Source organism: Chthonomonas sp., from assembly GCF_035294505.1.
GTDB lineage: Bacteria > Armatimonadota > Chthonomonadetes > Chthonomonadales > Chthonomonadaceae > Chthonomonas.
The window spans coordinates 1-10,164 of sequence record NZ_DATGKU010000168.1 but is presented as its reverse complement, the minus strand read 5'-3'; the positions used below and the strand labels follow the sequence as shown (position 1 = coordinate 10,164).

Below are 10,164 nucleotides of genomic sequence, written 5' to 3'. Positions count from 1 at the left end.
CTGCCACGAGGGGTAAAGGCGCTTTACGCCAAACTCCTTCTCCAGCTTGGCCAAAAGCTCCGGCTCGTCGTCTCCACCTGCAACCAGTTGCACGCCGGGCTGCTGCTGCCACAGGCGCAACTCGCCCCACACATGGTCGTGTGACATGCAGGCCACTCCAACACGATAGGTCTTCAACTAGAAGCTATCCCCTTCCTTCCTAGAGTTCTCTATTTATTTTTCCCTGTGCCCCTCCCCTCTTCCTGCACGCCTTGACGCCGAAGGCGTTCGACCTGTTGGCGCATCCGCTCGACGGCTCGATGCATTTGAGCCACAGTCGTCTCAAGGGCTTCGCGCTCTACCGGCTCCAGAGGCCCGAATTTTGGTACGGTCTTCTTGGGGTCTAAATCCTCAACGATCTCTTCATCCAAATGAAGCAAAAGCACCGAGAGCCAATAGAGGGTTACGGACAACCCTTCGCGATGTTCCTCATGCTGCTGTGTCTCCGGCAAAAGCTGCCTTATGCAGGCCTGTAGGTCATTGTGCATTTGCCGAAGCGAATCGGCGAAAACCGCCCACGAGGCGGCGTCGAGTGGGGTTAATTTTTGATTGCTGGAGGGGCTACGCCCTTCACAGGCGACCTGCTCGATTTGACGGCTTGTCTCTTCCACCGCCAAAAGTGTGGCCATGAGATGCCGCTTGTGTCCGTCGGTCATAGCATGCCTCCTCGTCTTTCAAGCAAATCGCCCACCGTCAGCGTAACGGCCTCTATCCATGCGTGGCGTTCTTCTTCCCTTAGCTCATGGCGGTGGCGCACATCGTGCTTGTGAATATAGGCTTCTAAGCGTTTCCGACGCTGCTGCAGTTTGGTTTGAAAGTCATTCAGCAACCATCTGGCAACTTCCAAAGAGGGCCTTTGCTCCAGCAAACGCAGTAGGTGCGGAAAGCAGACCCCCCATGCCTGCAGATAGGTTTGCGCCAAGTCGGCCTCAAGCCCCTCTTCCGACAGGTACTCGACCCAACTCTGCAGGGCAAACCTTTCGTTTTGGCGGCTATGCAGGCAGGCCAAACAGGTTTCTTGTGGGCGTAGCGCTACCAAAATGCGCTCGCACATCTCATTCGGTTCTGGTTTGCGAAGCACCGGGCGCTTGTGGGAGGTTTCAAGCGCCTTCGCCGTTGTCGCTTCCAGTTGCTTCAGCACGCTCTCATAGAGGGTGGCCGTGCCTAGCCCATCTCTCTCCATCGCCCATTCCGTCTCGACAAGCACCTGTGCATGTCGTGCACAGAAGCCGGCAGAGGCCGCCAGATGCGCATGGATATCGGGCGCAAGCGTGTACTCGTGGAGGAGGGAGCGCATATAGCGTCGTTCATCCTCCTCTAGCATCCAGCAAAAAGGGCAGCGCGGTTGACTGCAGGCCAAGCGAAATGTGGCGGTGAAGAGCGAGTGGGTCATGGTGTGGTCTCCTCCTTATTCTGCTGGCCGGAAAATTTACAAAGCGCACGCAGCCACACATTGCGCTCCGCGCCCATAGGCTCGTCTCTAAAACGGTAGTCGTTTTTGCGGATAAACTCGCCTAGCTCTTCGGCAAGCCGGCGCAGGCGCTCCTGTTCCACCTTCTGCAAAAAGCGCCAACTTTCCGGTGGCGCAAAGCGACCAACCAACTGCAAATGGGGAATGCAAAGGCCCTCCCCTTTGAGGTAGGCCGATTGAAGTTCAGGCTCAAGTAGGTCGGCGGCAAGGGCCCTAGCAAAACGCTCCGCGTCGCGCCTCTCCTCCTCGCATTCCGGGCAACCTTGTTGCAAGAGGGCGCGATCGCGGTTCTGAAGGCGTTCTAGAGCGCGTTCGGCCAGGTCTTTATAGATAATGGCCAACCCCAAGGCGTTTCCAGGGTGAGCCGATTGTCGGGCGTGCCGTGTGCAAAAACCGAGGGAGGCGCGCAGCCGCAGACGTGTAGGAGGGTCGTTTACCTCCTCGTGAAAAAGGAAGGCGAGACGACGCGCCCCGGCATCGGCAACGAGGCGGCAGAGGGGACAGCCCGGCTGTTGGACTGCAGCAAGGAGGTCGTAAAACAGGAGGTGCTTATCCGCTCGACGCTTTTGGAGGCGCCGGTGCACAAAAGAGGCGGTGTTCCGCCAGGCAGCGCCAAGACGCAGCCGTTTCAACATTTTCTCCTCCTAGGCCCACCACAAGGCCCTTAATGAGAGTGTGAGCTAGGAGCCATCAGCTCAAAAGAGAGCGGTTTGGGCAGCAACAACGCGGCGCCCCGGCGGCCTCCATCGCCGATGCACAATGTAACCCAAAACTTCGGCTCTGTCAAGTGTCGAAAGTTCGTGCAACCTCTTTTAGGATTGTGCTATACTGCTTGCATTATGAGAGAAGAAGAGCAGAGTGGCGAGGCGCTTGTGTTGCCGCATCGGCAGCGTGGGAACCTTCTGGTGGTATCCGGTCCCTCTGGAGTGGGGAAAGATACCATCATCGAACAGGTTTTAACCCAAACGCCCGGAGTCGTACGAAGCGTTAGCGCCACCACACGCCCGCCGCGCGAGGGCGAGAGAGACGGCCAAGACTATTTTTTTCTTTCCTTACCGCAGTTTGAAGAGGCCATTAAGGAAGGAAAGTTTTTGGAATATGCGCGCTACGGGAGTCATTATTACGGCACTCCGAAAGAGCCGGTAGAAAAACAGCTGGAGCAGGGGCTGGATGTTGTGCTAAAAATCGAGGTACAGGGGGCTTTTCAGGTGAAGCAGATAGTTCCTACGGCGATCCTCGTGTTCATTGCACCGCCCTCCCTGCACGAGTTGAAGCGTCGTTTAATTCAAAGAGGAACCGAGAGCGAGGAGCGTATTAAAGAGCGACTTCGCATCGCCCGTGAGGAGCTGGCGGTTTTGCCGCGATACGACTACTGCGTCATCAACGACTTGGTGGAAACGGCCTGCGAGGGACTACGCGCCATCATCCTCGCCGAACGCTTGAGGATACGAAACCCATGAGTGCCGAAGAGGTATTGCTTGCGGGAAAATCGGTTCTTTTAGGGGTCACCGGAAGCATCGCCGCCTATAAGGCCGCCGACATATGCAGCCGCCTCGGAAAACTGGGGGCGGACGTGCATGTGGTTCTCACTGCGGCAGCGACTCGGTTCGTCGGGCCTGCCACCTTTCGCGCTCTTACACGCAATCCTGTCCTTACCGATGTGTTTGAAGAGCCTCATGCGCGTCGCATTGCCCACATTGACCTGGCGCAATCCGCCGATTTGGTGCTGGTGGCACCGGCTACCGCCGATATTTTGGCACATATGGCCCACGGCCTCGCCGACGATATGCTCACCACCTGCCTTTTGGCCGTGCCCGCCTCCACGCCTCTGCTGGTGGCTCCTGCCATGAACACGGTGATGTGGCAACACCCGGCCACGCAGGCCAATCTACGCCTATTGCGGGAACGCGGGGTTCGCATTATCGAGCCGGAGTACGGCCTGCTCGCCTGTCAGGACGTGGGGGTAGGAAAGCTCGCCGAGCCGGAAACCATCGTTCGCTGCGTAGTGGACACGCTCTTCCCGATGCGCGATTACGCCGACATCCATGTTTTGGTGACGGCCGGCCCCACGCGCGAGCCGCTTGACCCTGTGCGGTTTCTTTCAAATCGTTCGAGCGGTAAGATGGGCTATGCCGTTGCGGAGCGTGCACAGCGCCGTGGGGCGAAGGTAACGCTGATCAGCGGCCCCACAAACCTGCCCGTGCCGCCCGGCGTTAACGTGGTTTGGGTTGAAACCGCTTCCGAGATGCTCGACGCCTGCCAAAGCCACTTCCCGACATGCGATCTCTTCGTTGCAGCCGCCGCCGTTTCGGACTATGCCCCAGCGCAAAGGGCGGCACACAAGCTGAAAAAATCGGAGCGAGACGGCGACATCGTTCTCACCCTACACCCCACTCCCGACATTTTGGCCACATTGGCCCGGCGTAAAGGCCCCCATCAGGTCGTAGTGGGTTTTGCCGCCGAAACAGAGAACCTGCTAGAGCACGCCCGTTATAAGCTCGAAACCAAAAAGCTCGATCTAATCGTCGCCAACGACGTCACCCAGGAAGGAGCGGGCTTCGAGACGGATACCAATGTGGTGACGCTGCTGTGGCCGGACGGACGTCAGGAGCCGCTGCCCTTGTTGCCCAAAAGCGAGGTGGCCGATCGACTTCTAGCGGCGGTGCGCCCGCTTCTTAAGGCGAAGCCCTTAAAACCCGATGCCGGCGCCTAAAAGAAAATAGCGGCTACGAATAAAGCCCACGGTGAAGTCCGTCTCGGCACGAAGGCCCATCTTTGTTTTCCAGGTCGCCCAGAGAAGGCCTTCGTTGAAGCCGAATCCGTCGTACTCGATCCAGCCGCGCAGCCCCCGGCTTAAGGGCGTACTTGCAGATGCGAACCCTTGACGAAACCGGCAACTGCCGATGCCGGCGCTTAGATAGAGTGGATGGCGCCAGGGCACACACCAGGTAGCCACGGCAAACACGGAGCGAGTGGAGGCGGCATCGCCGGGCACCCCTTCCCCGGCAGCTCCGCCATGCCCGAAGATGTCTTGAACGCCTAAAGAGAAGGCCGGAGCGGTGGGAGAGGGGGGTATCCAACCGATCTGAAGGTTAAGCGCTTGGTCCCACTGCGAGCTTTTAATGAGATCGGAGAAGGCGACGTTGAGGCTACCAAAAGTGTGTCCATAAAGGAAAACGCCGCTGCCGTTTGTGTGACCGATGCGAACGTCCGGCAGGCTTGTGAAGCTCATTTTCGCGCCCAATATCCGTATTTGATCGTGTCCGGGAACGTAGGCGATGGGGGTAGAGTAGGCCGTTGGCCCTACAAGAGAGGGGTAGCCTTCGGCATCCACACCAAACCCTCCGCCCGCCAGCCCGGAGAGATTACGATATTGCGGGTAGCGATTAGGGCCGAGAAACGGATCGTTTTGCGCCTTAGCCGGTAAGAGGAGCCAACTGCTTAAAAGCAGCAGGGTCATCGTGTAAAGACATCTCACGGTTGCACCTCCTGCCCATAGCCCTTGTGACCTCAAAGAGGTCGTCGAAAGAAAACGAGGTGAACATCTCTATGCTAGAGCGACGCTTGCGAAAAAACTTGGATTGGCCTCTTCTGCTGTTCACTCTCCTTTTGACGATTGTGGGACTCGTCGTTCTCTACAGCGTTACCCACGCCGATCCCAGTCCCGCCTATAAAAAGCAGATTCTATGGATGGTATTAGGGTATGGGGGGCTGATCGCGGCCACATGGATAGACTACCATATTTACCAGCGAACCGCACGCCATTTTTATGTTGTGAATCTCCTGCTGCTGACCTTGGTGCTCATTTTCGCCCACAAAACGAATGGGGCTGCGCGTTGGATACGGATCGCAGGCTTCGAGTTTCAACCCTCCGAAACGGCAAAGCTCTTTATCATATTGACGTTGGGAACCTACCTTGCGAGGCATCAAGAGACCATAGGCAGCTGGCGTACCCTTTTCGCATCGCTTGGGCACATTCTCGTCCCCACCTTATTGATCTTCAAACAGCCCGATTTCGGCACCTCTTTGGTGCTTGTGGCGATTTGGGCGGGCATGGTGTTCATGGCCGGCGCCGATTTGCGCAAGATCGGTGCCCTCGCGCTCGCCGGCGTGGCGCTTTTTGCCGTTGTCTGGCATTCCAACAAGATCATTCGTCCCTACCAAAAAGAGCGCCTTACGATTTTTCTCGATCCTGAAGCCGATCCTTCTGGGTCGGGCTACCATGTGGTGCAAGCCCGCATCGCCATTGGTTCCGGCCGAATTTGGGGAAAGGGGTTGTTGCATAGCACCCAAGTAAAGGGGGGGTTTATTCCCGAGAAGCAGACCGACTTCATTTTTACCGATATCGGTGAGGAGTTAGGCTTGGTAGGGGGCATCCTTGTTATCTTAATCTACGCCGGGCTGCTATGGCGAGGATATCATATCATTGCGGAGGTAGATGAGGACATCTACGGCAAACTGGTGGCCACCGGAGTGGTGACGATGATCGCGTTTCATGTGGTCGTCAACATTGGAATGAACGTGGGCATTGTGCCGGTTGCCGGCGTTCCCCTGCCGTTAATTTCCGCCGGAGGAAGCAACGTGCTTGTCACGCTATTTAGCATTGGCTTGTTAGAGAGTGTATCGGTACATCGCCACCAGTTACTTTTTTAAGGATTATGCGCATCGTTCTTTTTCAAAAAATGCGAAACTTTGGTTGCTTATCGTGCGTCTCTATTATTGAAGCGTTTCGACCCTGTCGAGGCGAAGCGTTTCGCTTATTTCCTCAATTCCAAACCAAAGGAGGTCTCGATGAACTCAAAACAACGCGGGTTTACCCTCATTGAGCTGCTCGTGGTCATCGCGATTATAGCGATACTCGCAGCTATTCTCTTCCCCGTCTTTGCCCAAGCTCGCGAAAAGGCGCGTGCGATTACCTGCCTGTCTAACATGAAACAGATAGGCACCGGGCTTATGATGTATCTCCAAGACTACGACGAAACCTACCCCATGGACCAGTACTTCTCCGACCCCGGAACCTGGAAAGACCAACACTATTGGCATGACTCGATCTATCCCTACATTAAAAACGGCGACCGCTATGCCAATGCGGCCGGCAACCTCGTGACCTGGGGACAAGGGGGTATCTTCCATTGCCCCTCCTTCCCAAGCAATCAGAGTGGGCAGTACGGCATCAACAATAGCATCTCCAATGATGGTTGGTGCCCGTGGAACCCGGCGAGCAACGTGCATGTCGCCACCGAGGCGGCCCTGCCGACCCCGGCATCCACCATCGTGATCGCCGAGAAAGGACAAAATGACGCGCCTTGGGGCTTCGCCGTTTTCGATTCTGCGGAATGGGCATGGACGGACTATGTGGCCCCTGTCAACGGTCAGCCAACGCACAACGGCCCGCACTATGACCTCGACCAAAGCATGAACCACGACTGCGACTACACCAACACCAACGGCACGGGTACCTGGGATGGCTGCGGCCTCTTCCCACGTTATCGCCACACCAATACCACCAACGTTGCTTTTTGTGACGGGCATGCCAAGGCCATGACACGGGGAAGCATCAACTGGTACTACAACATCTACCCAGGCCCAACGGGCGTGGGGCCAACTATCTATGAACCCTACTAAAACACATTGAAAAAAACTGGGCTTGACTGCCTTAAACAGTCAAGCCCCTCTTCATCTATTAGGCCCTATCTCATGGAGGATTAGAACGCATGAAACCTTTACATAGATGCGGTATTGCTCTGCTGCTCTTTAGCCTTTTGGTGGGCTGTAACGGAAATAATGCCAACATCGACTCTTCCAAGCAAAACCCCGCCGATTTGGCAAACAAGCAGATTCAGGCCATCGAAAACAACCCACACATCCCACCTGCAGCAAAAGCGGCTGCCATTCAGCAGATACGTAGCCATCAGAACGTGGGGCCAACAGGAAAATAGGGGAGCCTTGCACAAACTAACACAAACCGAATCGAAATGGGGAGGTCTCACGATGTCTCGGCTCACGCCAGAACAGGTAAAGTCTTTTCATGAAGAAGGGGTGCTGGTGGTCGAAAACGTCTTTACAGAGGACGACCTTGCCCCTGTGATCACGGAGTATGCCGATTGGGTGGAGAACAAGGCCCGGGCGCTCGCGTCGGAAGGCAAGATTCAAAACCTGTTTCCCGATGCCCCTTTTGAACGTCGCATCGCCCTTCTCTACGCCCAGTGCCCTCAAATTACCGAAGGGCTAGACATCATGTACGTGCGAGGGCCTGCCACGTTCGCCTTTCTACATAACGAGCGCCTACTCGACATCGCCGAGCAGCTTCTCGGCCCCGAAATAACCTGTAACCCCATTCAGCATATCCGCTCAAAGCTGCCCGCCGCGCTCACCGGCGAGGGTACCGGCTTTTACAACGTGCCGTGGCACCAGGATGCTGCCGTAACATGGGAGGAGGCCGACAGCTCCAACATCCTTACTTTTTGGATTCCGCTCGCCGATGCCACCGTGGAAAACGGCTGCATGGAGGTGATGCCCGGCGCTTGGAAGCTTGGATATCTGCCTCATCAAGCCGAAGGGGGTACCACGATTCGCCCGGAGTGCCTTCCGAACATCCAGCCAAGGCCGGTGCCCGTGCGCAAGGGAGGCATGGTGATTATGCATCGTCACACACCGCATCGTTCTACCCCTAACTACACCGATCAGGTGCGTTGGAGCCTCGATCTGCGCTATCAGCCTACCGGCGAGCCAACCGGTAGGCCCTTCCACCCCGATTTTGTGGTGCGCAGTCGGCGCAACCCACAAAGTGTGCTCTGGGACTACACAAAGTGGTGCTCGCTTTGGGAACAGGCCCTGGCCAACTCCAAAGGCATGAAGGCCCATCGTGTGTAGGCCTAAAACCGTCCCTCGTCAGGCGCTTTTTTAAAGTTTGTTCCGATCCGCCTGGCGAGGGTTCCGCCGTTCTAGACAGCCGTCACCTTCCTGCTGTGCTAAAATCTTCCTTAATTCCCTAAGCCTCATAGGAGACTTTCGTGAGCGCAGAGATGCTGCCGCCAAGCCCAATATCGTCGGCGCCGAGAGATTCCTCTCGCAAAACGCATGGGATGGGGATCACCCCGTGTGCATTCCTCATCGGTGTGCTGCTTATCCCTCTCATGTGTTTTTGGAACGAGTACACCGAGATCGTGGCGCAGGCCACCGACCTGGCCGCTATGTCGTTGATCATCGCCGTGGTTTTTGCTCTTTTTGTTATTCTACTTATCAACTTTATGCTCAAACGCTACCTGCCTAAGTATGCGCTCACCCAGGCCGAGATCATGTACATCTACATCATGCAGACGGTCTCCATCGGCATCTCCGGCATCGGGATGATGCAGTTTCTCAACACCTTTTTGGCCGATGTCTTTTACTACGGCACTCCGGAGAACCATTGGAAGGAGAAGCTATTGCCCGCCGTGCGTCCCTGGCTGCTCCCGAAGGAGAGCGTGGTTAAGGCCTATTTTACCGGCCAATCGAGTTTTTGGCGTCTGGATCATATTTTGGGTTGGCTCTCTCCCATTTTGGTATGGTCGTTCTATATCATCGTCTTGCTTGGAGTGATGCTCTGTATGGCCACGCTTTTTCGACGGCAGTGGGCCGATCAGGAGCGCCTGAGCTTTCCCATTACGCAGTTGCCCCTCGAAATCAGCAAGGAGGGTTGGGCTAGCGATCTGTTTGCTAACCGTTTGCTTTGGGTCGGTTTCATCATTCCGGTGGTGCTCGAATCGCTGGCCTCACTCAACTATCTGTATCCCAACATTCCCTTCCTCCCCATTAAGCCGAGCGACCCGCGCCTCGATCTCACGCCTCTGTTCAGCAACCCTCCTTGGAACGGAGTAGGCACGCTACAACTCTCTTTTTATCCGCTTGTCATCGGGCTAACCTACTTTTTGCCGCTCGACGTGGCGTTTTCACTGTGGTTTTTCTATCTCTTCGGCAAAATGGAAAATGTGGTGGCTACCGCTCTTGGCTACCACCAGCCTGGCGCGAGCATGGCAGCCGCCGACATGCCGTATTTGGGCGAGCAGTCCGCCGGCGCATTTGTTATGGTAGCCCTCTTCGCGCTCTACGGAGCCAGGCGGCATATTAAAGCGGCAGCACGGAGCCTCTTTTCGCGGGCGCAACGACGGCAACTCGACGATGCCAACGAGCCGTTGCCCTATCCTCTCGCCTTGGTGGGGGCGGTGGGCGGTCTGATCTTCTTGGTGGCCTTCGGCATGGCCATCGGCATGAGCTGGTGGGTGCCGCTTGTGTTTTTCATTCTGTTCTACTTCTACGTCATCACCTTCACCCGAATGCGGGCGGAGGCCGGCCTGCCGTGGGGATTCGGGCCGGATATGAACGTACACAGCCTTATGCGGGCTGCAGGAGGTACGCAGGCTTTCACCCCTGCAGACCAGATCGGCCTGAATATTTTGTTATGGCAAGACCTGGATATGCGCACAACCCAGATGCCCAATCATCTGGAAGCCATGAAGATCGGGGAGAGCACGCGGATGAATCTGCGCCACGTGGCCGCGGTCATTATGGTGGCGATTGTGGTTGGCACGTTTTCCTCTTGGGCCGCCGTCCTCACCTGCTACTATCAGTATGGCGCCGCCACCGCCAAGGTCAACGACTGGCGTACCTACATG

Annotated in this window: 11 protein-coding genes and 1 riboswitch; of the genes, 7 read left to right on the top strand and 4 right to left on the bottom strand. The window is 56.4% G+C overall.

The window, feature by feature from the left end:
- Positions 1-209 precede the first annotated feature (209 nt).
- Genes VKV18_RS09605 through VKV18_RS09595 form a run of 3 tightly spaced genes read right to left on the bottom strand, consistent with a single transcriptional unit; the run spans position 210 to position 2,145 of the window.
- Positions 210-695 carry a hypothetical protein gene (locus VKV18_RS09605; RefSeq protein WP_324203989.1) on the bottom strand — a complete coding sequence of 162 codons (486 nt, stop codon included), beginning with the start codon at positions 693-695 and terminating at the stop codon, positions 210-212.
- A complete protein-coding gene (locus VKV18_RS09600; RefSeq protein WP_324203988.1) occupies positions 692-1,432 on the bottom strand; it encodes a DUF6062 family protein in 741 nt (246 codons plus the stop codon). The genes VKV18_RS09605 and VKV18_RS09600 overlap by 4 nt, the downstream gene beginning before the upstream one ends.
- Positions 1,429-2,145, bottom strand: a complete 717-nt coding sequence (locus VKV18_RS09595) for a DUF6062 family protein (protein WP_324203987.1) — start codon at positions 2,143-2,145, stop codon at positions 1,429-1,431. Before VKV18_RS09595 ends, VKV18_RS09600 begins: the two co-directional genes overlap by 4 nt.
- A 39-nt stretch (positions 2,146-2,184) precedes the next feature.
- Positions 2,185-2,270: riboswitch (Fluoride riboswitch) on the bottom strand.
- A 79-nt stretch (positions 2,271-2,349) separates the two neighbouring features.
- Here VKV18_RS09595 and gmk point away from each other — a divergent pair.
- Positions 2,350-2,970, top strand: coding sequence for a guanylate kinase (gene gmk / locus VKV18_RS09590; RefSeq protein ID WP_324203986.1), 621 nt, complete (start codon positions 2,350-2,352; stop codon positions 2,968-2,970).
- On the top strand, positions 2,967-4,223 hold the full coding sequence (coaBC, locus tag VKV18_RS09585) for a bifunctional phosphopantothenoylcysteine decarboxylase/phosphopantothenate--cysteine ligase CoaBC (RefSeq protein ID WP_324203985.1): 1,257 nt from the start codon (positions 2,967-2,969) through the stop codon (positions 4,221-4,223). Before gmk ends, coaBC begins: the two co-directional genes overlap by 4 nt.
- Here the strand turns inward: coaBC and VKV18_RS09580 are convergent.
- Complete coding sequence (locus VKV18_RS09580; RefSeq protein WP_324203984.1) at positions 4,200-4,988, bottom strand: hypothetical protein; 789 nt, start codon at positions 4,986-4,988, stop codon at positions 4,200-4,202. The two genes, coaBC and VKV18_RS09580, sit on opposite strands and share 24 nt — an antisense overlap.
- A 71-nt stretch (positions 4,989-5,059) precedes the next feature.
- Here VKV18_RS09580 and rodA point away from each other — a divergent pair, with 71 nt between their 5' ends.
- From rodA to VKV18_RS09555, 5 genes are all read left to right on the top strand, one after another.
- Positions 5,060-6,163 (top strand): rod shape-determining protein RodA, encoded by a 1,104-nt coding sequence (gene rodA / locus VKV18_RS09575; RefSeq protein ID WP_324203983.1) that lies wholly within the window; start codon positions 5,060-5,062, stop codon positions 6,161-6,163.
- 138 nt (positions 6,164-6,301) lie between these two features.
- Complete coding sequence (locus VKV18_RS09570) at positions 6,302-7,135, top strand: DUF1559 domain-containing protein (RefSeq protein WP_324203982.1); 834 nt, start codon at positions 6,302-6,304, stop codon at positions 7,133-7,135.
- 89 nt (positions 7,136-7,224) lie between these two features.
- A complete protein-coding gene (locus VKV18_RS09565) occupies positions 7,225-7,449 on the top strand; it encodes a hypothetical protein (RefSeq protein ID WP_324203981.1) in 225 nt (74 codons plus the stop codon).
- A gap of 52 nt (positions 7,450-7,501) precedes the next feature.
- Positions 7,502-8,383, top strand: coding sequence for a phytanoyl-CoA dioxygenase family protein (locus VKV18_RS09560; RefSeq protein ID WP_324203980.1), 882 nt, complete (start codon positions 7,502-7,504; stop codon positions 8,381-8,383).
- Between the two features lie 140 nt (positions 8,384-8,523).
- Positions 8,524-10,164, top strand: a 1,641-nt coding sequence (locus VKV18_RS09555) for a DUF6785 family protein (RefSeq protein ID WP_324203979.1), incomplete at its 3' end; no start/stop codon positions are given.

Excerpts from the sequence above, each read along its gene's own strand:
- VKV18_RS09565 (WP_324203981.1), top strand. The coding sequence starts at position 7,225 with ATGAAACCTTTACATAGATGCGGTATTGCTCTGCTGCTCTTTAGCCTT.
- VKV18_RS09605 (WP_324203989.1), bottom strand. The coding sequence starts at position 695 with ATGACCGACGGACACAAGCGGCATCTCATGGCCACACTTTTGGCGGTG.
- VKV18_RS09595 (WP_324203987.1), bottom strand. The coding sequence starts at position 2,145 with ATGTTGAAACGGCTGCGTCTTGGCGCTGCCTGGCGGAACACCGCCTCT.
- gmk (WP_324203986.1), top strand. The coding sequence starts at position 2,350 with ATGAGAGAAGAAGAGCAGAGTGGCGAGGCGCTTGTGTTGCCGCATCGG.
- VKV18_RS09560 (WP_324203980.1), top strand. The coding sequence starts at position 7,502 with ATGTCTCGGCTCACGCCAGAACAGGTAAAGTCTTTTCATGAAGAAGGG.
- rodA (WP_324203983.1), top strand. The coding sequence starts at position 5,060 with ATGCTAGAGCGACGCTTGCGAAAAAACTTGGATTGGCCTCTTCTGCTG.
- coaBC (WP_324203985.1), top strand. The coding sequence starts at position 2,967 with ATGAGTGCCGAAGAGGTATTGCTTGCGGGAAAATCGGTTCTTTTAGGG.
- VKV18_RS09600 (WP_324203988.1), bottom strand. The coding sequence starts at position 1,432 with ATGACCCACTCGCTCTTCACCGCCACATTTCGCTTGGCCTGCAGTCAA.
- VKV18_RS09570 (WP_324203982.1), top strand. The coding sequence starts at position 6,302 with ATGAACTCAAAACAACGCGGGTTTACCCTCATTGAGCTGCTCGTGGTC.